Origin of the sequence: Halomonas sp. DP8Y7-1, from assembly GCF_019801685.1 — a bacterium.
Classification (GTDB): Bacteria; Pseudomonadota; Gammaproteobacteria; order Pseudomonadales; family Halomonadaceae; genus Halomonas; species Halomonas litopenaei_A.
Genome location: NZ_JAHVIN010000013.1, coordinates 90,795 through 114,654 on the forward strand (window position 1 = coordinate 90,795; position 23,860 = coordinate 114,654).

At 57.1% G+C, this 23,860-nt stretch carries 19 protein-coding genes and 5 tRNA genes; 15 read left to right on the forward strand and 9 right to left on the reverse strand.

The window, feature by feature from the left end:
* Window positions 1-40 precede the first annotated feature (40 nt).
* From KUV41_RS16380 to KUV41_RS16405, 6 genes are all read left to right on the forward strand, one after another.
* Window positions 41-922: a choline ABC transporter substrate-binding protein gene (locus KUV41_RS16380; protein ID WP_261389692.1), complete on the forward strand. Its 882-nt coding sequence runs from the start codon at window positions 41-43 to the stop codon at window positions 920-922.
* Window positions 923-1,056: 134 nt separating this feature from the next.
* A tRNA-Met gene (locus KUV41_RS16385) sits at window positions 1,057-1,133 on the forward strand.
* A gap of 277 nt (window positions 1,134-1,410) precedes the next feature.
* A tRNA-Asn gene (locus tag KUV41_RS16390) sits at window positions 1,411-1,486 on the forward strand.
* A 46-nt stretch (window positions 1,487-1,532) separates the two neighbouring features.
* Window positions 1,533-1,608 (forward strand) — tRNA-Asn (locus KUV41_RS16395).
* Between the two features lie 94 nt (window positions 1,609-1,702).
* Window positions 1,703-1,778, forward strand: a tRNA-Asn gene (locus tag KUV41_RS16400).
* A 324-nt stretch (window positions 1,779-2,102) separates the two neighbouring features.
* Window positions 2,103-2,408 carry a YrhK family protein gene (locus KUV41_RS16405; RefSeq protein ID WP_222238711.1) on the forward strand — a complete coding sequence of 102 codons (306 nt, stop codon included), beginning with the start codon at window positions 2,103-2,105 and terminating at the stop codon, window positions 2,406-2,408.
* 219 nt (window positions 2,409-2,627) lie between these two features.
* On the opposite strand, the gene KUV41_RS16410 is transcribed toward KUV41_RS16405, so the two are convergent.
* The 4 genes from KUV41_RS16410 to KUV41_RS16425 form a co-directional block, all read right to left on the reverse strand.
* Window positions 2,628-4,121: a tripartite tricarboxylate transporter permease gene (locus tag KUV41_RS16410; RefSeq protein WP_206943470.1), complete on the reverse strand. Its 1,494-nt coding sequence runs from the start codon at window positions 4,119-4,121 to the stop codon at window positions 2,628-2,630.
* A gap of 46 nt (window positions 4,122-4,167) precedes the next feature.
* Window positions 4,168-4,716 (reverse strand): tripartite tricarboxylate transporter TctB family protein, encoded by a 549-nt coding sequence (locus KUV41_RS16415; protein ID WP_222486780.1) that lies wholly within the window; start codon window positions 4,714-4,716, stop codon window positions 4,168-4,170.
* A 137-nt stretch (window positions 4,717-4,853) separates the two neighbouring features.
* Entirely contained in the window at window positions 4,854-5,822 is a 969-nt protein-coding gene (locus KUV41_RS16420) for a tripartite tricarboxylate transporter substrate binding protein (RefSeq protein WP_206943466.1), read from the reverse strand.
* Between the two features lie 74 nt (window positions 5,823-5,896).
* Window positions 5,897-7,306, reverse strand: a complete 1,410-nt coding sequence (locus tag KUV41_RS16425; protein ID WP_222486781.1) for a flagellar biosynthesis protein FlgA — start codon at window positions 7,304-7,306, stop codon at window positions 5,897-5,899.
* Between the two features lie 285 nt (window positions 7,307-7,591).
* Between KUV41_RS16425 and KUV41_RS16430 the strand changes: the two genes are divergently transcribed.
* From KUV41_RS16430 to KUV41_RS16455, 5 genes are all read left to right on the forward strand, one after another.
* On the forward strand, window positions 7,592-8,305 hold the full coding sequence (locus KUV41_RS16430) for a GntR family transcriptional regulator (protein WP_224907474.1): 714 nt from the start codon (window positions 7,592-7,594) through the stop codon (window positions 8,303-8,305).
* A gap of 1,829 nt (window positions 8,306-10,134) precedes the next feature.
* Window positions 10,135-10,452 (forward strand): hypothetical protein, encoded by a 318-nt coding sequence (locus KUV41_RS16440; protein WP_222486783.1) that lies wholly within the window; start codon window positions 10,135-10,137, stop codon window positions 10,450-10,452.
* 106 nt (window positions 10,453-10,558) lie between these two features.
* Window positions 10,559-11,014: a hypothetical protein gene (locus KUV41_RS16445; protein ID WP_222486784.1), complete on the forward strand. Its 456-nt coding sequence runs from the start codon at window positions 10,559-10,561 to the stop codon at window positions 11,012-11,014.
* A 25-nt stretch (window positions 11,015-11,039) separates the two neighbouring features.
* Entirely contained in the window at window positions 11,040-11,738 is a 699-nt protein-coding gene (locus KUV41_RS16450; protein ID WP_315900600.1) for a DUF5710 domain-containing protein, read from the forward strand.
* A 214-nt stretch (window positions 11,739-11,952) separates the two neighbouring features.
* A complete protein-coding gene (locus tag KUV41_RS16455) occupies window positions 11,953-12,354 on the forward strand; it encodes a hypothetical protein (RefSeq protein ID WP_222486785.1) in 402 nt (133 codons plus the stop codon).
* Window positions 12,355-13,173: 819 nt separating this feature from the next.
* Here KUV41_RS16455 and KUV41_RS19735 read toward each other — a convergent pair.
* The 3 genes from KUV41_RS19735 to KUV41_RS16470 form a co-directional block, all read right to left on the reverse strand.
* Window positions 13,174-13,398: a CcdB family protein gene (locus tag KUV41_RS19735; RefSeq protein WP_409995812.1), complete on the reverse strand. Its 225-nt coding sequence runs from the start codon at window positions 13,396-13,398 to the stop codon at window positions 13,174-13,176.
* A gap of 92 nt (window positions 13,399-13,490) precedes the next feature.
* The gene (locus KUV41_RS16465; RefSeq protein WP_315900601.1) at window positions 13,491-13,790 is read right to left on the reverse strand and encodes a type II toxin-antitoxin system CcdA family antitoxin; all 300 of its coding nucleotides are present in this window, start codon (window positions 13,788-13,790) and stop codon (window positions 13,491-13,493) included.
* Between the two features lie 535 nt (window positions 13,791-14,325).
* Complete coding sequence (locus tag KUV41_RS16470) at window positions 14,326-15,699, reverse strand: glutamate decarboxylase (RefSeq protein ID WP_222486787.1); 1,374 nt, start codon at window positions 15,697-15,699, stop codon at window positions 14,326-14,328.
* A gap of 350 nt (window positions 15,700-16,049) precedes the next feature.
* Here KUV41_RS16470 and KUV41_RS16475 point away from each other — a divergent pair, with 350 nt between their 5' ends.
* Complete coding sequence (locus KUV41_RS16475; RefSeq protein ID WP_222486788.1) at window positions 16,050-16,544, forward strand: ASCH domain-containing protein; 495 nt, start codon at window positions 16,050-16,052, stop codon at window positions 16,542-16,544.
* Window positions 16,545-16,687: 143 nt separating this feature from the next.
* On the opposite strand, the gene KUV41_RS16480 is transcribed toward KUV41_RS16475, so the two are convergent.
* The gene (locus KUV41_RS16480) at window positions 16,688-18,766 is read right to left on the reverse strand and encodes a carboxy terminal-processing peptidase (protein WP_206943446.1); all 2,079 of its coding nucleotides are present in this window, start codon (window positions 18,764-18,766) and stop codon (window positions 16,688-16,690) included.
* Window positions 18,767-18,940: 174 nt separating this feature from the next.
* Here KUV41_RS16480 and KUV41_RS16485 point away from each other — a divergent pair, with 174 nt between their 5' ends.
* Complete coding sequence (locus KUV41_RS16485; protein ID WP_222163583.1) at window positions 18,941-20,272, forward strand: M18 family aminopeptidase; 1,332 nt, start codon at window positions 18,941-18,943, stop codon at window positions 20,270-20,272.
* 239 nt (window positions 20,273-20,511) lie between these two features.
* On the opposite strand, the gene KUV41_RS16490 is transcribed toward KUV41_RS16485, so the two are convergent.
* Window positions 20,512-20,588 (reverse strand) — tRNA-Met (locus KUV41_RS16490).
* 360 nt (window positions 20,589-20,948) lie between these two features.
* Here KUV41_RS16490 and KUV41_RS16495 point away from each other — a divergent pair.
* Both KUV41_RS16495 and KUV41_RS16500 read left to right on the forward strand, forming a co-directional pair.
* A complete protein-coding gene (locus KUV41_RS16495; protein ID WP_315900602.1) occupies window positions 20,949-22,046 on the forward strand; it encodes a hydrogenase small subunit in 1,098 nt (365 codons plus the stop codon).
* Window positions 22,046-23,860 (forward strand): nickel-dependent hydrogenase large subunit, encoded by a 1,815-nt coding sequence (locus KUV41_RS16500; RefSeq protein WP_222486789.1) that lies wholly within the window; start codon window positions 22,046-22,048, stop codon window positions 23,858-23,860. Before KUV41_RS16495 ends, KUV41_RS16500 begins: the two co-directional genes overlap by 1 nt.

Consider the following 23,860-nt stretch of genomic DNA (forward strand, 5'->3'; position numbering starts at 1 on the left):
GCTGGCGGCTGCCATCGCCGGCCTTGCCGCCCCCCAGGCGATGGCCGCCGATGACAGCTGCCAGCCGGTGCGTTTCGCTGAAGTCGGCTGGACCGACATCACCGCGACCACCGCGCTTACCACCCAGGTGCTGCAGGCCATGGGCTACGAGACGCGCATCGATACGGTATCGGTGCCGATTGCTTATTCAGGCATGAAGAACGGTGACTTCGACGTGTTCCTGGGTAACTGGATGCCTTCCATGGCGTCCATCAGCGACCCTTACGTGGAGCAGGGTGACGTCGACCGCCTGGGTGCCAACCTGGAAGGCGCCAAGTACACCCTGGCGGTGCCTCAGTATGTGCACGACGCGGGCGTCACCTCGGTGGCAGATCTCGCCCAGCACGCTGACAAGTTCGACAGCGAGCTGCATGGCATCGAGGCCGGGAACGACGGCAATGAGTTGATCCAGCAGATGATCGACGACGACGCCTTCGGTCTCGGCGACTGGTCGCTGGTCGACTCCAGTGAAGCAGGCATGCTGGCCGAGTTGCGGGCTAGGGTCCCGGATGAGTCCTGGATGGTCTTCCTGGGGTGGGAGCCTCACCCGATGAATACCAATTTCGATATGGCCTATCTGGAGGGCGCAGACGATTACTTTGGTCCTGACCTGGGGGGCGCCACAGTCTATACCAACACACGTGCCGGCTACAGCGAGAGCTGCCCGAACGTTGGCGCACTGCTCAACAATCTGAGCTTTACCCTGGAGATGGAGAACCAGTTGATGGGATCCATCATGGACGATGGCGTGGCGCCGGAGGAGGCTGCCCAGGATTACCTGAAGGCGAATCCGGCACTGCTGGAGGCATGGCTTGAAGGCGTCAATACCGCCGATGGCGAGCCTGCGCTGCCAGCCGTCAAGGCGTCGCTGGGTATCGACTGACACCTTTTAGAGGTGGCGACAGCCCTTGTGGGTCTTCGTCGCCGAAAATTTGGCGGTCAGGCTTGCCAAGTCCTTGGGGGGTGTGCATAATTCACCCCCGTCGACACGGCGATGTTATTGCCTGACGGCCAAAAGGCTACGTAGCTCAGTTGGTTAGAGCACATCACTCATAATGATGGGGTCCCCTGTTCGAGTCAGGGCGTAGCCACCAGGATTTAGACAGCGCCCGCTGACTTCGGTCAGCGGGCGCTGTCGTTTCAGCATGTCCGGTTCCAGGGTGCCCGGTGTCAGCCGATGTCGTCAGAGCGATGTCGTCAGCCGGTGTCGTCAGAGCGATGTCGCCGTGATGCTGTCGGCGTCAGGCTGGGGCGCTATCCAAGGTTGTGAGGCGGATCAGCGAGTTAAGTCGACCTGTCCGGCAATAAACCTTCAGGTGGGCTTGACGATCTCGGCGTGATCCGTATACTACGCCCCGTGCTCAAGGCGATTCCCCGATAGCTCAGTTGGTAGAGCAAATGACTGTTAATCATTGGGTCACAGGTTCGAGTCCTGTTCGGGGAGCCAACCTCCAAGGTTGATCCCGCCTCTTGCACCGACAATTCAAGGTCATTCCCCGATAGCTCAGTTGGTAGAGCAAATGACTGTTAATCATTGGGTCACAGGTTCGAGTCCTGTTCGGGGAGCCATCTTGGCGCAATGTCACGATGCTCTGTACCTTGCAAGAATTGTCGCCCGGCTCAAGGTCGTTACCTGATGCCATTTAGCACTGCACATTGTCGTTCCCCGATAGCTCAGTTGGTAGAGCAAATGACTGTTAATCATTGGGTCACAGGTTCGAGTCCTGTTCGGGGAGCCAGTGCATTCTGCGCTATCTAGCGACACTCCTGAGTTTGCTGCCTTTATTTCCTTCCTTGCTTTTCGTTATTGTCCTTGGAATTCTGGGCTTTCCTTGTCGGTTTTCCGTCTCTGGCGTTAACGATCGCTGCGCTCGTTTCGTCCATTTTCCGTCTATTCGTTGTGTCCTGCTCGCGTTGCAGGCCTGTGGTGCTACCTTGTCTTGCTCCGCCAAACTGACTGCCTCTATCCTGTTTTGCATACGGTTATTCTGGATACCAGGTTGCTCCCTCTTGCGCTGAAACGCGACAGGGCGCCGGACAACCACTGCGAAAGGGAAGACCCCATGACAACCTCGCAACAGTCGTCGAAAACGCCCACTCTGACCCTGCACATCGGTCATGAAGAGCTGATCATTCGCCAGCGCTATGAGGTGCTCAGTATCGTCAACGACCTCTTGATCGGCACCTGGTTTATCATCGGCAGTATTCTGTTTTTCTACGAGTCGCTTGCCTATATAGGGACCTGGCTGTTTCTGATCGGCAGTATCGAGATGATGATACGCCCGCTCATTCGCCTTGCCCGGCGGGTGCATATCCAGCGCCTGCACCCTGAAGCGCCTGCCGCGGTGGATGCAGGGCATGACTATTGATCCGCCCTTGTATCGCTGCCTTGTTTGCTCGTTGATAGCGGAGCTGGTTGACGGCGGGCCTGATTGGTAGGGCGGGAGGCGCCTTGGCCCTGTGGGGTGGCTTTAGGCGCCGGTGCCCATCAGTAGAAACAATATCGCCCTCGCTGCCTGTGGCAGCGAGGGCGATGTCGTTTCTGCGTGGGGGATGCGGAAGATTCGCCAGTGTGCGGCTTTATCCCCTCAGCCCATCGCCGCTGCACGGGTTCTGGCCCGCTTGCGCAGGGCGATGATGATGGTGGTGCTTAGCAGCAGTACGGCAATCACGATCAAGCTGGCGCTGATCGGCCGAGAGAAGAAGATGCTGAGATCCCCCTGGGACATGGCCAGCGAGCGCCGCAATTCGCTTTCAGCGATGGGGCCGAGGACCAGGCCGAGAATGATCGACACCAGCGGGAACTTGATCTTCTCGAGAAGAAAGCCGAGGACGCCGAAACCCAGCATCAGCCACACGTCGAACATCGAATTGCGCACCGAGTAGGTGCCGACGATGCAGCACATCAGGATGATCGGGCCGAGTGCCGAGTAGGGGACGTTGAGCAGGCGGGTGAACAGCTTGATGAACGGCTTGGAGAACGCCAGGATCATGAAGTTCACCACGAACAGTCCGGCGAATACCGCATAGATCAGATCGCTTGAGGTCAGCATGAACATCGGCCCCGGCTGCAGGCCATGCATGATAAAGGCGCCAAGGATGATCGCGGTAGTGCCACTGCCCGGAATGCCCAGCGCAAACAGGGGCACCAGGGCGCCCATGGCGGCGGCGTTGTTGGCGGCTTCCGGTGCGGCAATGCCCTCCGGGGCGCCCTTGCCGAACTTTTCCGGATGCTTGGACCAGCGCACCGTCTCGCTGTAGCTGACCATGGCCGCGGTGCTGGCGCCGATGCCGGGCAGAATGCCGATGATCACCCCGAGAATCGACGAGCGCGACAGGGTTACCCCGATCTTCTTAAGGATAGGGGCGTCGAAGATCTTGATCTTGACCTTGGTCAGGGGCTGTTCGGCATCCCGGGAAAGTGAACGCTTCATCACCTCGGACACCGCAAAAAGCCCGACGATGACGGGAATCAGGCCAACCCCTTCCGCCAGGTTGAGGTTGTTGAAGGTGTAACGACTGGTGCCGGTAAGAGGGTCAATGCCGATGGTGGCGATCAACAGACCGAGGGTAGCCCCGATCAGTCCAAGGATCAGTCTGCCGCCCAGTGAGGCGACCACGGTCAGGCCAAGAATGGCCAGGGCAAAGTACTCTGGCGATGAGAACTTCAGCGCCACCGAGGCCAGCAAGGGGGTGAAGATGATCAGCGCGATGGTGCCGACCAGACCGCCGATGGCAGAACTGAGCACGCCGATACCCAGGGCCTTGCCCGCTTCCCCCTGTTGGGTCATGGGGTAGCCGTCGAAGGCCGTCATCACGGCTTCCGGGGTGCCGGGTGCGCGGTAGAGAATGGCGGTGATCAGCCCCGAGAACACGGTAGAGCCGTAGATGGCCGTCAGCAGCATGAACGCCTGGGTCGGATCCATGCCGTAGGTGACCGGCAGCAGGATGACCACCAGAATCACACCGCTGATGCCTGGCAGGGCGCCACCGATAAAGCCGATGAAGACGGCCGAGGTCAGTATCAGAAGGTTCATGGGCTGGAAGACCACGCCTAGCCCACTCAGAAAACTCTCCAGCATCGTCAGCTCCTGGGAAGCACGGGTAAAAGATCGTATCGACTGAGGGTCATGGCAACGGTATGCCCAGCAGGGTAGAGAACACGCCCTGTATGAGCACCGCTGCAATGACCACGGTGGCCAGCAGGGCGGCCCAGTGGCGCGCGCCGAGCAGTAGCGTGCAGGCCAGGGTGAACATGACGGTGGCCAGCAGGAATCCGGTGACGGGCATCAGCAGCGTGTAGGCCACGGTAGCCCCCATTACCCACCAGTGGCGGTGGGCCGCGATAACGCCTGACGTTGAAGAGGCTGCCGGCGTGTTCAGCTCAGTTGGCGCGACCAGTGGATCGTCTGCCGTGGCGTTGGGCACGTCAGTCGCTGACTCTGGGTCGCGTTCACGACTGAGGCCTTGCTGCGCTTCTTTCTTCTGGGCCAGTCGCGTGCTCACCAGCAGAGTGGCTGACAGGACGATCAACAGCAGCAGCAAGGACAAGGGCCACAAGCGCGGGCCGATGAAGGTCGAGACGTCCTCGGAGCTGGGGAAATTCAGGGTCGGTACCAGCGTGATGCCGGCAAGGACCAGCAGCAGGACTGCAAAGACGGTGAACTTGGTATGCATGGTGAGGCTCGGTTCACGATGGGGCAGAGCAGACCGCTGTGTCTGGCCCCGGGGTGGGAGCCGGGCATGGCCCGGCCCTCATGGGGGTGGCCGTCACGGCCCTGACGAGCCGTTGCGGCACACACCCGGTGTACAGATCAGTTGTTTTCCAGCAGGCGCGTGTACAGCTCCAGGTTCTGCTCGAGCTTCTCGCGGTAGGCGTCGCTACCCAGCCAGCCTTCACGGTAGTGCAGGTTGACGCGCTCTTCGTACTCCTGGTACGTCTCGGAGTCGTAGACGCCCTTCAGGGTGGTCTCGAGTTTTTCGACGATGGCGTCAGGCGTGTCGGCGTGGACGAAGATGCCGCGCTCGTTGCCATCGGTCAGGTCCCAGCCGTTTTCCACCGTGGTGGGAATGTCCGGGAAGTTGCCCAGGCGCTCTTCCGCGAAGACCAGGATCGGCATCATCTCGCCGGATTCCATGTAGCTCAGGACCGAGCTGATTTCACCGAACAGGCCATCGATGTTGCCGCCCATGACGTTGGCCGCCACGCTGCCTTCTTCGTCATAAGGGATGAAATTGATGTCCAGGCCCGTGGCGTCACGGAATGACAGGAAGGCCATGCGGTCCGGGCTTGCTGCGTGGGTGCCGCCGATGATCACTTCGCCGGGATTGGCCTTGGCGTGCTCCATGAAGGCGTCGAAATCGGCGTACTTGTCCGGATCGACGATCAGGGTCATCACGTCGGACTGCATGCGCGCCACCGGCGTCAGCTGGTCGAGGCCAGTGGGGTTCTGACCGGCCGCCAGCGAGGTCACCAGGGTAGACGAGGCGAAGTCCAGGGTGTGGCCATCGGCGTCACCATTGGCGGTGCGCTGGTGAGCCAGTGCCCCGGATGCGGACGGCAGGTTGATCACCGTCACGCGGGTATCCATGGCCTCTTCGAGCAGCGGCTTGATGGTGCGCGCGAAGTTGTCGGTACCGCCACCGGCGCCAGCGGCAACCAGGAATTGCAGGGGCTTGGACGGAAAGTCCGCAGCGTCATCGGCGGCGAAGACAGCGGGACTGGCAGCAGCAAGGGTCAGGCCAAGGGCGCTGGCAGTAAGGACGAGATGTCGGCTAAGCATGGCGTTCTCCGGAAGGATTGTTGTGGTTAGGCGTGGGCTTTAGCCCGTTGAGTGCCAGTGGATTCGGCCCGACGTCAGGCCGGCGACGAAATGTGTTCGGCAGTCGAGAAGAACATCGCATCCTGCTCACGGCGCAGCGTCAGCAGAGTCGACTCGGGAAGCGTCACATCGGCCAGGGTAATCAGCTGTCCTGCAGCGATATCGCGCTTCAGCGTGGCGCCTGGAAGCAGGTAGAACGGCACGGGCGTCTTGGCGACCAGGGCTGAGGCCGGGTGTACCTCTGGCTGAAGACCTGCGATGTGTCGGTGGTGGCCCTTCATTTCCAGCGCCTGGCCGCCTTCCAGCGGAGCCGTTGCTCTTGCGACCAGGTCCACTGCCGGGCGGGTCGCCTGACCGCCGCCGGAGGGCAGGCCCTTCAGCACCGCGTCAAGCAGGGAGATGGGGGCTTCGAGCCCAAGCAGGTGGCGCGGCAGATAGACCATGGCGCTCTTCTTGCTGCGACTCAGGATATGCCCCTTGCCTTCCAGCACCTGCCAGGCGTGCTCATCTTCACAGCGAACGACGACAAACACGCCACCGGCAAAGCTTAGCTCGTCCGGGCGGCGCAGGCAGTTGAACACCTCCAGGCGGCCACTGCCGGAGAGCACACCACCATTGGCCTCCAGGTCCAGCAGCGTCGGCACTTCGTGAGTACGCAGCACCAGGGCATGAAAGGCAGGGTCATCGGGCAGCAGGCCAGTGGCGTTGGCCACGTTGGTCATCTCGCACAGATCCGGAGCGGAGATCTGCGGAATGGCGTTGAGGTGTTCGCCCCGTGCACGCACCACGCTGCGTTCATCGCCTTCTGGCAGCGTCCACAGGTTGGCCATGTCCGGCGCGTCATAGCGAGTGCCGTTGCACCAGATCGCCTGGTCGTCCTCATCCCAGACAAAGTCGTATTCACTGCTCTTGCCGGCAGCGATGATGTCGAATCCGAGTGTCTGCGCCCAGCTGACCAGGCCAATCAACAGGCTCGGCTGGTCACCGTCCAAGGGTGTGAACAGGCGATTGTGACGGTTGCCCAGGCGGGTCAGGTAGGGGCCGACCACGGATTCTGTTTCCTTGGTAGCAATACCGACATGCTTACCTGCCTTGAGTGCGCTGGCAGCGTGAGCCGCACCTGCATTTGGTATACCAGTGCTTTCCACCAGGATATCGAAATCCAGGTGCTTGACGATCTCCAGGTCACCGGTCGCCAGATAGTGGCCAGCCTGCCACGCAGCCGAAGCCTCCTCGGCAGAATGGCATACCGCGATGCGCGAAAGCGGAATTCCTGCCTTTTCAAGGGCTTCTGCTGCTACTGCGGCGTTGATGTCGACCGCGATACGCGCATTCATGCCCGGCATCTGCTGGGCCTGACGGAGGATGCCTCGGCCAAAGTCGCCGGCACCTGCCACGCAGGCTTCGACGGTAGCGGCGGTATCAAAGTGGTGTAAGTAGTTCATGTAGTGAGGCATCTCCGTGCTGGCTGGCCCATTTCGCCCCGCTGTTGAGGGGCAGCCATGCTCGCTTCAGGCGGCGGGCTGGGTGGGGCGAGTGGTTCATGGATGCTGTGAAATTTAGTGGTATACCATTTTTAAGGTCAAACATTGGGCACCTAGACCTTGGTAGTAATTCCTGTGTCTTTAGATATAACCGCATGAAAAATATACGATTAAAAGTTTGCGTCAAAACGCGGCCAAGTTTGATTGAGAATTTTTGGTATGCCATTCTTATCGCACCTCAGGATCATGATGGCGACGACGATGGATGAAGCGGCAATGGACCCACGGGAAGGGCTGGTAGAGAAGGTGGCGAACTACCTGCGCGAGCACATCGTGATGGACCATTTTCAGCCCGGGCAACGGCTGCCAGAGCGCAAGCTGGCCGAAGAGCTGGACGTCTCACGTACTCCCATGCGCGAGGCCTTCAAGATCCTCGCGGCCGAGGGCCTGGTCGTCATTTCTCCGCGGCGAGGCGCCGTGGTCGCCGACGTCAGCCCCCAGGACGTGCAGGAAAAAGCCTACGTGCTGAGCGTGCTGGAACAGTCAGCCGCCGAGCTCTGCTGCGCCAATGCCACCGACGATGACATCGCTGAACTGCAGGCCCTGCACTTCGAGATGAAGGCCGCCTTCTTGCGTCGCGACCGGCAGAACTATTTTCGTCTCAATCAGGCGATTCATAACCGCATCGTCGCGCTTTCCGGCAACAACTCCCTGATCGAGATCCACGCCACCCTGAGCCGACAGCTCTATCGCGTGCGTTACCTCTCCAACCTGAAGAACGAAAAGTGGTCGGTGGCCATGGAAGAACACGAAGCGATCATGGCCGCCCTGGAAGCCCGTGACCCCAAGCAGGTGGGTAATGAACTGCGCAATCACTTGGGCAAGACCTGGATGAAGTACGCCAACCCCGCCGCTGAGGATCAGCCCTACGCCGATGTCGATACCGAGAGCGGCCAGTAGGTGAGGGACCAGTAGGGAGGAAGGTGCGGTAGGAGAGGCAGGCGGCGCCGCTAAGCCATGGTCGAGATAGCAAGGCACTTGTAGGCAAGATTCAGCGCATATGAGGTAGTGACGCTAAATCGGTATCAAGCGAAGAGGGCGGGCCGGCTGACTAGCCGGACGAGTGGTGTTGTAGGAATAAGTCCATCGGCTAAGCCTGGGAGTCACATTACCGATGACTGCGGGAAAGGTGACGGGCGCGGAGCCGCGACTTTCGTTCTTCCATCCGGGATTTAGCGGTGTCGTGATCGACAAAGGTCGCTGCACCGGCTTCGAGCTTGTCAAACGCACGCTGGACCTGTAGTGATAACCCGTTGTGGTATGACGTTGCTTGGCGCTGTTGCTCGGCGAGCTGTTCCACCAATTCCCTGCAGGCTCCACTGAGCGTACGCCCCTGACTCTCTGCCATCTGCTGGGCTAGGCGCCTTGTCTCTTCATCGATGCGAAACTGTATATGGGTATCCATCTGAAGGCCTCGTAGCTCATTCCGACGTGCACACAGATGTCAGCTCGTCTTGGTGTCCAAGTGGGCGGTCCAGGATCCTCTTGCAGCGGTGGGCGCGAAGACATCTCACGGCAGGGCTACCTCGGAAGCGGAGTCTCAGAAACCCGCGAAGCGGCTCCCGTCAACGGTGACTAAGTATCTTAGGCTTGATCTGCAACACATCGTGATTATCCGGCGATAAGACGAATAGGACATAATTCCGTCAGCCATAGGTGAGTGATCGCTTGCTCATGCGGGTTGGCGCAATCCTACCAGCATAAATCTCTCTCCCCGATACTTATGTAAGAAGGTGCATTCAGAAAGGAGTTTTCGAATTTCAACAGCTTATAAGACATAGGCCAAAAAACGCGAAAATTCTTTCCCATTCCACGCATATTTTGTCTATTCTGCTCTTATTGGCATATAACAAGCCGTAAAAGTGCCGTTTAGAGCACGATAAAACGATCATGCGCAGGGATAGGAAAGCCGACTATGGCCAAGGGATGACCAGCCAACGCTAATCTGACGTTACATGCAGCACGACGCCATCTAGTTGGCGGCATGCTGCGTACCCGGTTACCCGCACTGACTTCCCCCTTCTCCTGATCGCACAGCGGCCTTCGTCGCCTGGGTGGTCATTTCCCGTGGCCGTCGTGGCGGTAGCGTGGCTGTTCGATAGTTCGTAGGTTAAGGCGAGATGTGTATTTCTCCTCACGAAATATTATGGAGTTTTATCTATATGCGGTTTTTATGCGTGTGCACGAAGTAGAGAGCGTCGCCCCAAGAATACTCAAAACGAATCCGTCTGGTAAATTTTGTTGTGTCTAGAAAAAATACAGTCTTCAAAAAAATCATGGAATTGGAATGGAAAAAGCAGGGTTTTGTACACGGATGCCTAGATTTTTTCTATGAATGTATTAATTATCGGCTTTGCCTTAATTGCATGTATATGGAGGTTTCGTAATATTTTTATTTGAGAAAGATTATCCCTAGGAGTGGTATGTTCTAGATATGATGTTATCAGCGCTTGTAAGTGGTTCCAATTGGACGCAGGAGGAAGTATGAAGGTCATTATAATTGCTATCGTTTTTACTTTTGTGAGCGGCAGTGCTTTAGCCCATGGGGGCGGGTGCCGGAAAAATTCTCCACCTGGACAGTGTTGCCATATGGATAATAGTGTCGGAACGGTTCATTGTCATTAATTTATAATTGCTGAGCATTCACACCTAACAAGGCCAGACAGTCAGCAAAAAAACGTACACCTGTTGGCGAGCGTTAAAGTTCTCAACCGGTCATGGAGATTTAAATGATGTATAAAGATGATTTCGTTACTGCTATACAAAATAAGACGAAGATTCGCCTGACTTTTAGGTCAAAAGAGGACGGGCACAACTTAGTGCGTCTTTGCGCTCCTATGGACTACGGGCCGAGTCGCCGAGCACATAATCAAGATGATCGTTTTCATTTGTGGGATTACGAAAGTGATCAAAAAAACCATGTGTTATCGCTGCTGCCGAATCAAATAGTTAACATGGAATTTACTTCGGAGTCTTTTGATCCTTCTGAGTTTGTGACGTGGGAGTCAAACTGGTTTGTTGCTCGTGACTGGGGAAGTTATAGCTGAACATTGAAAAAATAACAAGGCGAATTACGGCGATGTCGCTTTAGTTGCGGCTTCGCCTTCGCTACAGTCCCACGCTTGTTGGCGGAGTTAGAGTTTCAGGAGAGTTATGAGTATTCCCACTGATTTAGAGATTCTGAATACAGCTTATCGCTTATATTATTCAAGCTATATTTCCTTCGAATGTAATAACGAGGCTCGTGATTCGAAAATCTATGTTCCGGTGGATTGTAGGAAAATTGCCAACGAACTTAAAGTAGATGCCGATATCGTTTTTGGTCGGTTGTACTATCATCTTGATAAGAAATACGGTTATAAGCATGAAGATGGGAGCAGTGTTCATCTTTTCGCTATTAAGGTTGGGAAAGATAGGAACTGTGTTAACTTTCCACTTATGAGTTCAGTATTGGCTGGACTGCGTCAGGAGCGAGGTAGATTTTGGATCGGAACTGTCATTGCCACTCTTGCTTTGATCGTTTCATCTGTATCTTTAACCGTTTCAATCACACAGATGGAAAACTCTAACATTTCAAATCAGACGACCGCTGAAGCGGCGTCTGATTGAGGTGTTATAGTTCAAGGAGTATATCGTGAATAACGTAACATACATAAGTGTTCCATTTTCAGAAAAAGATCATGCAAAGAGCCTTGGTGCTAAATGGGATCCTAAAGAAAAATCTTGGTATATTCCGCAAGGTGTATCAAAACAAAAATTTTTCCGATGGATGCTTTCTGAATCTTCGGAAGCCGACGAAAACTATCAGAAACTGTACCCACCAGTTTATATTGTCGAGTCAAAGAGTTCTTGTTGGAAGTGCAGCCAAAGCAGTAGGGTTGTATGTATTGCTTCTAATGGGTTTCGAGACGAAGAAATGAATCTAAATGATTTTGTCACTTTTTCAAACGTTAGTTATATCAATAAAGAGCTCTTAGCTGTAGTTGAGGAAAGTTACTCTTTATATAAACCGTCGTATTCGAAAACCGCAGGCGGCGTATATTACATGAATCATTGTGAACATTGTGGCGCTAAGCTAGGAGATTTTTTCATGCATAGTGAGCCAGGCGGAGCATTTCACCCAGTGAATCAATCTGATTGTAAAAGAATAAATTTAGTCGAGTTACCAGAGAGTGGAACCAGTTACCAGCTGCATGGAAATGAAGGTTTGAGTTATCCTTGTTATATTTCACAATATGCGTCCAGAAAGCACTATAACAAAGCGTTTAAGAGGGAATCAAAAAGCTCGGGGCTATTAATTCAAAAGCTAGCAAGTGTGTTTAAGTCTAAATAATTAGCTTGGCGCATCGCGTTTTTCACCCCTTAACGCGGCGTTAGCTTTCAGGGGGACAATCGTGGCGAAGACGTACAAAGGGGTTGTTAAACATTAGCAGGTAGCCTCTGATAAAGTTTAAGTGTACTTTCCTGATTTCGTTCCGCTCGTCGAAAGCTACGACTGGGAAGTTTCTGTCAGTTATGTCTTTTCTCGCGTAGAGAAGGCGAAACGTATGACAATTTACTGCGGGATTACGAAGCTACATCGGTCAGAGTCGTCGTTGACCTGGAGGCTTGTAAGCGAGGATTACTTGTCGCGAGCGAGGTTCTATGAACTATTTGAGCGTATTTTTGGAAAGAAAGTTCCGGATGCCATTAGAGCGAAATTGGAATCTGCTGAGGACGTTCGTGACAAGATTACTCTTGGTATGTCTTGGTCCGCGGCTGATGCAAGGGTGGCCTTGACGAACGTTGTTGATTTCGCCGATGAGTTCAATGCGTTCGTTAGTCGAGAGGCTGGCTTTAAACCCTTTGGGGACCTTCGCGGTTACAAGGGACCTGCAGAGCCACTGACCAAAGCTACAACGAGGTGGATTCTTCTCGGAATGGGCATTCCGAAGAGGGTCGAAGGCTAACAAGCGACTGTATAGCGACCGGTTCTCCGCCGCTACGCGCCTACAAACCTGCGCGTAAGCAGGGCGTTCACTACACAAGGCTCTAGGTATGGTGCAAGAGCAATATTGGAAGGAACTCTAACAGCTCAAGACTCACATTGGATTCATAGAGCTTCAGCTTGAACGAGCGGAGAAAATTGATCGTTTTCTAAAAATCATTCTCGCGATCGCTTCCAGTTCAAGCATTGGAGCATGGGTCATCTGGAACCATCTTTCATTGATATGGGCGGGAATTATTGCATTATCTAAAGTTGTGTCGTCGATAAATCTTTATTTACCCTATAAAAGTCTAATTAAAGCATATTCTTCTTTGCTCCATGAGCTTGAGGATCCAATGGTTGAAGCTGAATCTAAATGGCACTCCATCGTCGAGGGAAGGCTAACGCCAACAGAAATCAATAAAGCGCGATTTGATATCCGAGCAACCAAGCAAAAGTCTCTGAAAAAGTATATAAACACTACCATACTGACGGATGATAAACTGCAAAAAAAGGCTGAAGCGTCTGCTACCGCGTACCTTGAAAACTTTTATCCAGCTTAGGGAAATATATGTCTACCAAGAAAAACACACCAACGTCTCAAAATCACAATCCCCCGCCGCTTATCGAAAAAAGGGGGTTGCAGCCTGCTAAAAATCCGCCTGCTATGCCCCAAGTCAAACCGCCCAAGAGTGAGAAAGGTCGTCAGTAAAGCCAGGCACTGCGTCGTCTACTGCATTGCGGCTTCGCCTCCATTCCGTAGCTGTGCGTGTTGAGTGGCCTTATATATCTATATCAAACACTAGAACCCAACTATCGTGAGGTCGAGTGTGGCGACCATTCCATCTCGCATTTGCTCTAGAGTGCCGATGGGCGTCTTTAGAACGCTGGCAGGCACTGATGCGATTTGTGGGATAGGGATCAACAGTTCTTGGCTGTCGAGGGTCACTGTTGGAGTAAGGCGGGTCAGTTTTTCTCCTTCGAGGAAAGATGCTCGTCCAAGGGGCATTACAATTCGGGTGGCCAACGTCTATAGGGTATCGCTCTGTATGTCAAGAAGGTAGGGGTACATCCTTTTCGTCGACGCGCTGGGGGTAGCGTACACGTCGAACAGGGGTATTAGAATGTCCTGTACCCTTCGGCGAAGCACCCATGCTCATCAATGGCGTTGTTGTAAGCTTTGATAGCGTCGCTGTTCTCGCTCTGCCATTGCTCGGCTTCGCTCTCGGCGAGCTTTGCTTCCAGTGCTTTCTCTAGCCTGGCCGATAGGTCGACATTTATATTCCGGGCCCTTTCTTGCAAGTCGCGATTTATATTGTGGTTTGTGGATTTTTTGGGAGTCGCCTGATCGTATAGCATTTGCATTTGTGTCGACCTGGCTTTCAACGTCATCACTAGCATGCACAGTCGTTTATCCATTGGCAACTACGTTGCCAGGTGCTGCAGGCAAACAAGGCGGGATTAACGTGAGAGTCCTACTCTGGTGTGTTGCGGTGGTGCTGCTATTGCTGATGCTGTTGAGCAGTGCTGGATTCTTGCAGGGCTCGCTGGAGCTGTTTCCGACCGAGGCGCAGCAGCGTCAGGTTCGATTGGGCTACGGGGTGGCGTTTATTGGTTTTGCCGTGCTCGAACTCTGGGTCGTGATGTTGCTTTGGAGGGAGAGACGAGAGAGAAGAGAGCGAAGGGCTGTTCGCCGTTAGGTTGTCGATGGCTGGTTTCAGACCGCTAGAACCAAAAAAAGCCGGGGCTTGATGCCCCGGCTTTTTCGTTCTGCGTGCAGCTATATCGTTCCGTGGCTGCCTAGCCTTCTACCGCGTACCGCCACCAGCACAGGCCTGGCTTGGCGAAGTCGAGCAGGCGTGACGAGCGACGAGCAACGATCTGCTGCAGCTCTTTACCCCCTTGTTGCCGGATGGGGTGCCGCTGGCGGTGGCCAGCGGCCTTAGGTGGGGGCTCAACACTTGCTGATGGCTGTTTTCGTATGATCGTGCAACGTCGGGGCAACTGATGTGCCGCCATGTGCTTTTAGCCAGTCGCAGGCAGTGACGATGTCTCTAGCCAAGCCCTTGATGACGTTGCGGTTGAGATGGGGGCGTACCACGATGCGCAGACTGGTCACGGTTTCTGCGTTCGGTGGCATGGAGTAGGCCGAGAGTACCCATCCACGTTCACGCACCTTGGCGGAGATATCAAACTCATTGAAGGTATCGAAGCCGTCTTTCAGCGTGAGCGCGACCACCGGAATTCGCTGTGTCTGATTCATGATGTCAAAGTAGCCGCTGTCCACCAGTAAGTTGCGCAGGTATTTGGCGTTCTCGACGGTATGCAGCATGATCTCGCGGTAACCGTCGTACCCGAGGCGAAGGAAGGTGTAGTACTGGTAGGCGACTTGGGCAGCGCTGCGGGAAAAGTTGAGGGTGGCCGTGGGCATCTCGCCGCCAAGGTAATTGACGTAGAACACCAGATCCTCGTTGAAGGTCTCACGGTCACGGAAGATCACCCAACCCAATCCCGGAGGCACCAGCCCAAACTTATGGCCTGATGCATTGATGGACTTGACCCGGGCCAGTCGAAAGTCCCATGGGTAGTCGGGGTAGAGGAAGGGATTGACGAAACCACCAGACGCCCCATCGATATGCATGGGCACGTTGTGGCCAGTGCGTCGCTCGTAGTCGTCCAGCCAGTCATGAATCGCTTCGATATCGTCATCTTCACCCGTGAAGGTCTGGCCAGCGATGGCGACGACGGCAATGGTATTCTCGTCCACCAGTGCCTCAAGGTGTTCTGTTGTGAGTCGATAATTGCCGGGCTTGAGTGGCGCAATCGTTGGCTCGACATCGAAGTAGCGCAGGAATTTCTTCCACACGATCTGGACGTTGCCACCGGTCACCAGGTTGGGCCGCGACGTCTCCTTGCCAGCGGCCTCGCGGGCCTGGCGCCAGTTCCACTTGTGGGCCAGTCCTGCCAGCATGCAGGCTTCGGAGGAGCCCACCGTCGCTGCTCCATATGGGGTGGCCTCCTTCGGCCCGTTCCACAGGTCATGCAGCCAACGGACCATTCGCTGCTCTATAGCGAACAGCTGTGGGTACATGTCATGGTCAATAAAGTTCTTCAGAAAGTGCTGTTCAAGCACCTTGAGAGCTTCGGGTTCGGTAAAGGTGGTGACGAAGGAGGAAAGGTTCATGACAGGCTGGGCGTCGGTCCAGGCCTCCGAGTTGACAATGGCCTCTGCCGCTGAGGCCGAGATGCTGCTTCTGGGAAAGTGATGCTCGGGTATGTCTTCGTTGTACTCGTTGACGAACAGGTCAAAGGGAGAGGAATGCTTCATGGTGATGCTCCTATGCGGGTGATGGAACACGTCATCAGTTGCCTCGGGCTGGCCTGTCCTCCATCTGGCGAAGTGCCTTCCTTCCCCGTGCCAGGTGTCTGTGGGTCCTTTTCGCCGTGGCTCCCTTTGGATGTGTTATGGCGAGCCTTCGGCAAGGCTACGCGTCGTGTATTCCTCCGATAGGCGACTATTGCTCTAAATCGCATACTCCCAATCGCCAGATGGCGTGTGATATCGCTTCATGGTGGGCGCAGCGCACTGCGACGACCCGCGCAGGGTCGCGTCAACCAGGCCGTAGTGGGGTGAGGTAGGTGGTATGAGGTCAGAGCTCACGTGAACAGGACGGAAGGATGAACCAATACCAGAAAGCCTTTCTAGAGCGATATCTGGCAACACTGCCGGTCACATCTTCAACTGCTGGCCGTGCCTTCAGTGCTGGTTATTACTGTGATAACCATCAGGAGGCGAACCTGTGTGCTAGCCTGATCCTCGCCGGTAAGAAACGTGCCACCAGTAGCTTGTACGAGGGGTATGTGCGTGCTGGCCTGAGTCTGCCAAAAAAGGGCGACCTGCATGTGGTTACCGATTGGCAAGGCTGTCCTGTGTGCGTGGTAGAGGTTACCTCCGTTAACCGATGTCGCTTCATCGATGTCACGGAAGCGTTTGCGGAACAGGAGGGGGAGGGGGACGGCTCTCTAGCATGGTGGAGGGAGGCTCATTGGGACTTCTTTACCAGAGAGTGCTACTCCCTAGGCGTGCAACCATCGGAGGAAATGGCCCTTGTATTGGAGTGTTTCGAGGTGGTCTATCCAAGAAGAGAGTCGATGAATCACGACAAGGGTTAAGGGCTCGACAGCGAGTGCCATAGATCTTTCGGAAGTTCATTGATGGGGAAGGGGCAGTGTTGTGGGGGCCAGAAACCAAAAAAGCCGGGGCTTGATGCCCCGGCTTTTTCGTTCTGCGTGCAGCTAAGTGGCTGTATCGCGACTTAGCCTTTTACCGCGTACTGCCAGCTCGGGCCGAGTTCGGCGAAGTCGAGCAGGATTTCCGCTGACTCTTCGACTTCGGCGCGGTCGACGGGCTGTTCCTCTTCGGCGTCTTCCTCGGCGGCCAGGTCGGCATCGTCACCGCTTTCGCGGGCATCGCCCCATTCCTCGAGGATGTCGAGGCCGAGGGCTTCACGGCGCTCGTTCTCGAGTGACAGCATCTCGGCGTCCTGGGCGTCGGCTTCACGCTGACGCTGCTCGCGGTTGAGGCTGACGCTGGTGTGCTGCTCGCGCAGGCGGCTCGCCAGTTCGGCCCGCTGCTCCAGGTAATGGAAGTTGGGGTGGTCGTCGGCCCGCTGCTGGTGGCGTGTGCGCAGTTCCTTCAGGTACTGGCGCGGTGTGCCATAGCTGCGGTACTGAACGTCACGTACCGTGTCCCAGGGCAGGGCGTTGTCCAGCGCGCTCTCACCGATAATCTCGGGGTCGAGCAGGCTGGGGTACATGATGTCCGGCTTGACGCCGCGGTTCTGGGTACTCTCCCCAGAGATCCGGTAGAACTTGGCGCGGGTCAGCTTGATCTGGCCGTAGCTCAGGTCATTGAGGGTCTGCACGGTGCCCTTGCCGAAGGTGTTGGAACCCACGATCAGGCCACGGCCGTAATCCTGGATGGCTCCTGCGAAGATTTCCGAGGCAGAGGCAGACAGGCGGTTGACCAGAACCACCAGCGGACCGTCGTAGAGGGTGCCGCTGTCGGTGTCGCCGTACAGGCTGATACGCCCACGGGCATCACGAACCTGCACGGTAGGGCCGCGATCGATGAACAGGCCGATCATCGAGTTGGCTTCCTGCAGGGCACCACCACCGTTGTTGCGCAGATCGAGGACGATGCCCTCGACGCCTTCGGCCTTGAGCTTCTCGACCTCGGCGGCGACGTCACGGGTGGTAGAGCGGTAGTTCTCTTCTCCCGCCTGCCAGGCGTCGAAGTCCACGTAGAAGGCGGGCACCTCGATGACGCCGACCTTGTGCACGCCGTCTTCGCGCTGAACCTCGATGACTTCGCTGGAAGCCGCCTGATCCTCGAGCTTGACGGTGTCGCGGGTGATATCGACCACGGTGGAGCGGGTCATGTCGACGGCTTCACCGGGCACCACCTCGAGACGCACCTCGGAGCCCTTGGGACCGCGAATCAGCTCGACCACGTCATCCAGGCGCATGCCGACCACGTTGACGATGTCCTCGCCTTCCTGGCCAACGCCAATGATGCGGTCGGCAGGCTTGAGTGCGCCATCCTTCTCGGCGGGGCCGCCCGGCACCAGGCTGGCCACCTTGACGTATTCGCCGTCGGCCTGAAGCAGTGCGCCGATGCCTTCCAGTGACAGTCGCATCTGAATGTCGAAGGATTCACCCTGGCGCGGCGACAGGTATTCCGTGTGGGGGTCCACGGTGCCGGTAGCGGCGGCCATGATCAGTCCGAACACATCCTCTGAGTTGGTCTGCTCAAGACGGTGCTTCTGGGTCTCGTAGCGCTCGCGCAGGGTATCGATGACCTTGTCGTCGTCCTGTCCACTGATCGACAGCGTCAGGGCGGCGTTGGCCAGGCGCTTGCGCCACAGCTCGTCCAGGCTCTCCTGAGAGGCGGCCCAGGAGGCGTCTTCGCGATCCAGCTCCAGTCGCCCCTGCCCATCGAAGGACATGTCGAGGTCATCGATCTCGTCCAGCATCCAGTCAAGGCGTGCTTCGGCGCGCTCGTGATAGCGCTGGTAGAGGTCGTAGGCCCTGGCCAGGGAGCCATCCAGCAAGGCTTCATCCATGCCGGTGCGTAGATCACCGAAGTCATCCACGTCGTCTTGAAGGAAGTAGGCGCGTTGTCCATCCAACACGTCGAGGTAGCGCTGGAAGGCGCGGTTGGACCATTGGTCGTCCAGCTTCACATCCGCGTAGTGGCCGTAACGCAGCGATTCGGCCACCTCCATGGCCGCCTGACGCTGGTCGTCGCCGGGCGTGGGAGTGGCCAGCGCCGTTGGGGCCGCGATCAGCAGGGAAAGCGCCAGGGCGCGACCCGCAGACTCAATCAGGCTCATCAATGAAGCACTCCAGGATTCGTGTACACTCGTCGGTCTGACACCGACTCGGTCGGCGGGTCCCTTGGACCGGATTCGCATTGTAGCAGCTTGCTGTCAATCCTTGTCCTTTACCGTGTTAACAGAGTAAAGGGCAAACCTTGAACCATTACTATCATGCATCAGAGGACGCCCATGTCACAGGAGTGCTTGCCAAAGGATGATACCGAATGCGCCAAAAGGCTCAGTCGGTTGCTCGACTTTCTTCGCCGTTCACCCAGCCCTTGGCATGCCACTGCGAACATGGCTCAGCGGCTCGAAGATGCGGGCTACCGCCATCTGTTGGAGACCGACAGCTGGGAATTGGTTCCCGGCGACCGCTTCTATGTGACTCGCAATGACTCCTCCATCATTGCGGTGAACCTGCCCAGCACGCAACCTCTGTCATCGCTGCGTATGGTCGGTGCACACACCGACAGCCCCAATCTACGACTCAAGACCCATGCTGCCCAGCGTTCGGCGGGGTGGTTGCAGCTGGGCGTTCAGGTCTATGGCGGCGCGCTGCTGTCGCCCTGGTTTGACCGGGATCTGGGCCTGGCAGGCCGCATTCACGTTAGATTGCCGAATGGCCAGGTGAAGGGCGTGCTGATCAACGTCGAGCAGGCGATTGCGATCATTCCCAGCCTGGCGATTCATCTGGATCGTGAAGCCAACGACGGGCGTGCGATGAATGCCCAGACCCAGATGGCCCCGGTCGTCATGCAGGCCGATGAGGACGCGACTCTGGAGAGCCTGCTGCAGGCATGGCTGGAGCAGCAGCACGGACTCGGCGATGCCAAGGTGCTGGACTTCGAACTGGGCTTCTACGACCTGCAGCCGCCGTCACTGGTAGGGCTGCGCCAGGAGCTGATCGCCAGTGCCCGGCTGGACAACCTGCTGTCCTGCTTCATGGGGCTTGAGGCCATGCTGGATGCCGATGGCGACCAGGGCATGGTGCTGGTGGCCAATGACCACGAGGAAGTCGGCAGTGCCAGTGCCTGCGGTGCCCAGGGCCCGTTCCTGGCGGACGTGCTGAAGCGCGTGAATGGGCAGGTCGGTGAGGGGACGGAAGAAGGCTACATTCGCCTGATTCAATCGTCGCGCATGATCTCCTGTGATAATGCCCACGCCCTGCATCCGAACTTCAAGGACAAGCATGACGCGCAGCACGGCCCAAGTCTCAATGGCGGGCCAGTGATCAAGACCAATGCCAATCAGCGCTATGCCACCAACAGTGCCACGGCCGCCATGTTCCGTGATCTGTGCGAGCAGGCGGACGTGCCGGTGCAGACCTTTATCACCCGGGCCGACATGGGCTGCGGCAGCACCATCGGGCCGATTACCGCGACTGAGCTTGGGGTGCCTACGCTGGATGTTGGCGTTCCGCAGTGGGCCATGCACTCGATTCGCGAGACCGCGGGCAGCCAGGATGTCGAGCATCTGACTCGCGTGCTGACGGCGTTTTTCAACCAGCCGACACTGGTCTGACCCTCGAGGAACCCAACGAGATAGGGGCGCTGGGCGGGCATGTGACAGCTGGCATCAGCCATCCCGCATCAGCGCCCTGCAGGATGCAGAGAGACGGCACGCCCTAGACAGTCGCCCCGTCATCTTTGTTTCCAGGCCTACCGGCCCCTGAAGCTTGGGGGAAAGGTCAGGGTCCCTCGGCCTATCTCGTCACAACGAAAAAGCCCGTCGATCAGTGATCGACGGGCTTTTTCTGTATCTGGTGGCTACGCCCTGACTCGAACAGGGGACCCCATCATTATGAGTGATGTGCTCTAACCAACTGAGCTACGTAGCCTTTCAATGGCGCTGCATTCTACTTGGCTGACCTGGAATGTCAAGCTGGAAGGCGGCGGTGTGGCCGATTAGCGGCGCTGGCAAGTTGCTTGCCGCCCTGTGCTGATGTGCCGGCTGGGCCGAGAATCTGGCGCACAGCGACCGGTCGCTGGGTTACCCCCTGCAACGTGAAAATACTGCTACCTGTCTGAAAGATATAACGAAAACGTCGTTGGCACATGTATTGCTTTTCTCTTGTGGACCGTGAGCGTCGGCGCTAGCCATAAAGCCGTCCTGATCCCGCGCGATGGATACGTCATCGCCAGCAGGATGCCAAACGCCGATTGAAGATCGATTGACGACCACGACAGGGGAGTCGTTGATGATGGAACCCATCGAGACCTTTTACGACGTGATGCGCCGACAGGGAGTCACGCGTCGCTCGTTCCTCAAGTTTTGCTCTCTGACTGCAGCAGCGCTGGGCCTGGGGCCCGCCTATACGGCCAAGATTGCCCACGCCATGGAAACCAAGCCCCGCACACCGGTGGTGTGGGTCCATGGCCTGGAATGCACATGTTGCTCAGAGTCCTTTATCCGGTCGGCTCACCCATTGGTGAAGGATGTGGTGCTGTCCATGATCTCGCTGGACTACGACGACACCTTGATGGCCGCAGCGGGGCATCAGGCTGAGGCGGCGCTTGCCGACACCATCGAACGCTACAAGGGCAACTACATCCTGGCGGTGGAGGGGAATCCACCGCTCAACGAAGACGGCATGTTCTGCATCGTGGGAGGCCGGCCGTTCGTGGACCAGTTGCGGCAGGCGGCGGCCCATGCCAAGGCAGTCATCTCATGGGGCTCCTGTGCCAGTCACGGGTGTGTTCAGGCCGCCAGGCCCAACCCCACCCGGGCCACCCCAGTGCACAAGGTCATCACCGACAAGCCGATCATCAAGGTGCCGGGCTGTCCCCCCATCGCTGAGGTCATGACCGGCGTCATCACCTACATGCTGACCTTCGATCGCCTGCCCGAGCTGGATCGTACCGGGCGTCCGAAGATGTTCTATTCCCAGCGAATCCATGACAAATGCTATCGGCGTCCGCACTTCGATGCTGGCCAATTTGTCGAGGCCTTCGATGATGAGGGGGCGAGGCGCGGCTATTGCCTTTACAAGGTCGGCTGTAAGGGGCCGACCACCTACAACGCCTGTTCCACCGTGCGCTGGAATGAAGGCGTGAGTTTCCCCATCCAGGCGGGTCACGGCTGTATCGGCTGCTCGGAGGATGGTTTTTGGGATAAAGGGTCCTGGTACGCCCGCCTGCAGGACGTTCACCAATTCGGTATCGAGGCCAATGCCGACCAGATCGGTGGTGCCGTGGCGACCGGTGTGGGCAGCGCGGTCGCCATTCATGCCGCGGTCACCGCATTGAAACGGGCGCAGGTCAAGCGCCAGTCATCTGTCAGCAAGGAGGAGGTCTGATGACACAGACGCGCACACCCAACGGGTTCGACCTGGATAGAAGCGGCCGTCGCATCGTGGTGGATCCCGTCACGCGCATCGAGGGACACATGCGCTGTGAGGTCAATGTGGATGACAACAATATCATTCGCAATGCGGTCTCCACGGGCACCATGTGGCGTGGGCTTGAGGTCATTTTGAAGGGCCGTGATCCTCGGGATGCCTGGGCCTTTGTCGAGCGCATCTGCGGCGTCTGTACAGGCTGTCACGCGCTGGCATCGGTGAGAGCGGTGGAAAATGCCCTGGATATACGCATCCCGCGAAATGCTCACCTGATTCGGGAAATGATGGCAAAGGTGCTGCAGTGGCACGATCACGTGGTCCACTTTTATCACCTGCATGCGCTCGACTGGGTCAATCCCGTCAATGCGCTGCGCGCCGATCCCAGGGCCACATCTCGTCTGCAGCAACTGACCGGCCCCAACCATCCGCTGTCATCCCCTGGCTACTTTCGGGATGTGCAGAATCGTCTGAAGACCTTTATCGAGTCTGGCCAGCTGGGCCTGTTCAAGAACGGCTACTGGGACAACCCGGCGTACAAGCTGTCACCGGAGGCGGATCTCATGGCCACCGCCCACTATCTGGAGGCACTCGATCTGCAGAAGGAGATCGTCAAGGTCCATACGGTGTTCGGCGGCAAGAACCCGCATCCCAACTACATGGTGGGTGGGGTGCCTTGCGCCATCAATATCGACGGTGACCTGGCTGCCGGGGCTCCGCTCAATATGGAGCGACTCAATTTCGTTCGGGCTCGTATGGAAGAGGCCTTTGCGTTCTCCCAGAACGTCTACCTGCCGGATGTGATCGCCATTGCCAGCTTCTACAAGGACTGGCTCCATGGCGGCGGTCTCGCTGGCAGCAATGTGATGGATTACGGCGACTACTCCAAGGTCAACTACGACAAGTCCACCGATCAATTGAAGGGCGGTGCCATCGTCGGTGGTAACTGGGACGAGGTGCACGAGGTCGACCCCACCGATCCAGAGCAGATCCAGGAGTTCGTGGCCCATTCATGGTATCGCTATGCCGACGAGTCAAAGGGGCTTCACCCGTGGGACGGCGAGACGGAACACCACTACGAGCTGGGCCAGGCAACCGTAGGCACCCGTACCCACATCCGGGAATTGGATGAGTCGGCCAAGTATTCCTGGATAAAGTCGCCGCGCTGGCGCGGGCACGCCATGGAGGTGGGGCCACTGGCCCGCTATATCCTCAATTACTCCCAGGGCAACGAGTTTGTCATCGACCAGGTCGACAGCTCCCTGGCGGCCTTCAATCAGCTCGCCGGCACCCGCCTTACGCCACGCCAGGCACTGCCTTCGACGATAGGGCGCACCCTGGCGCGGGCGCTTGAGGCGCATTACTGCGCCTCCATGATGCTCGATGACTGGCACGAACTGGTGGCCAATATTCGAGCAGGTGACCTCGCCACGGCCAACATCGAGAAGTGGGACCCCGCCTCCTGGCCCAGCGAAGCCCGTGGGGTGGGTATCGTGGCGGCTCCCAGGGGCATGAACGGCCACTGGATTCGCATCAAGGACGGCAAGATCGAGAACTATCAGTGCATCGTGCCCACCACCTGGAACGGCAGCCCGAGGGATGCCGAAGGCAATATCGGAGCCTTCGAGGCCTCGTTGCTGGGGACCCCGATGGAAAGGCCGGACGAACCGGTGGAAATCCTGCGCACCCTGCACTCCTTTGATCCTTGCCTGGCGTGCTCCACCCATGTGATGAGCGAGGACGGAGAAGAGCTGTCCCGCGTAACCGTGCGATAG

Bases quoted from the DNA above. Each gene is read 5' to 3' on its own strand.
- KUV41_RS16380 (WP_261389692.1), top strand. From the start codon at position 41: ATGGCCGCCGATGACAGCTGCCAGCCGGTGCGTTTCGCTGAAGTCGGC.
- KUV41_RS16405 (WP_222238711.1), top strand. From the start codon at position 2,103: ATGACAACCTCGCAACAGTCGTCGAAAACGCCCACTCTGACCCTGCAC.
- KUV41_RS16410 (WP_206943470.1), bottom strand. From the start codon at position 4,121: ATGCTGGAGAGTTTTCTGAGTGGGCTAGGCGTGGTCTTCCAGCCCATG.
- KUV41_RS16415 (WP_222486780.1), bottom strand. From the start codon at position 4,716: ATGCATACCAAGTTCACCGTCTTTGCAGTCCTGCTGCTGGTCCTTGCC.
- KUV41_RS16420 (WP_206943466.1), bottom strand. From the start codon at position 5,822: ATGCTTAGCCGACATCTCGTCCTTACTGCCAGCGCCCTTGGCCTGACC.
- KUV41_RS16425 (WP_222486781.1), bottom strand. From the start codon at position 7,306: ATGAACTACTTACACCACTTTGATACCGCCGCTACCGTCGAAGCCTGC.
- KUV41_RS16430 (WP_224907474.1), top strand. From the start codon at position 7,592: ATGATGGCGACGACGATGGATGAAGCGGCAATGGACCCACGGGAAGGG.
- KUV41_RS16440 (WP_222486783.1), top strand. From the start codon at position 10,135: ATGATGTATAAAGATGATTTCGTTACTGCTATACAAAATAAGACGAAG.
- KUV41_RS16445 (WP_222486784.1), top strand. From the start codon at position 10,559: ATGAGTATTCCCACTGATTTAGAGATTCTGAATACAGCTTATCGCTTA.
- KUV41_RS16455 (WP_222486785.1), top strand. From the start codon at position 11,953: ATGACAATTTACTGCGGGATTACGAAGCTACATCGGTCAGAGTCGTCG.
- KUV41_RS16465 (WP_315900601.1), bottom strand. From the start codon at position 13,790: ATGGATAAACGACTGTGCATGCTAGTGATGACGTTGAAAGCCAGGTCG.
- KUV41_RS16470 (WP_222486787.1), bottom strand. From the start codon at position 15,699: ATGAAGCATTCCTCTCCCTTTGACCTGTTCGTCAACGAGTACAACGAA.
- KUV41_RS16475 (WP_222486788.1), top strand. From the start codon at position 16,050: ATGAACCAATACCAGAAAGCCTTTCTAGAGCGATATCTGGCAACACTG.
- KUV41_RS16480 (WP_206943446.1), bottom strand. From the start codon at position 18,766: ATGAGCCTGATTGAGTCTGCGGGTCGCGCCCTGGCGCTTTCCCTGCTG.
- KUV41_RS16485 (WP_222163583.1), top strand. From the start codon at position 18,941: ATGTCACAGGAGTGCTTGCCAAAGGATGATACCGAATGCGCCAAAAGG.
- KUV41_RS16495 (WP_315900602.1), top strand. From the start codon at position 20,949: ATGATGGAACCCATCGAGACCTTTTACGACGTGATGCGCCGACAGGGA.
- KUV41_RS16500 (WP_222486789.1), top strand. From the start codon at position 22,046: ATGACACAGACGCGCACACCCAACGGGTTCGACCTGGATAGAAGCGGC.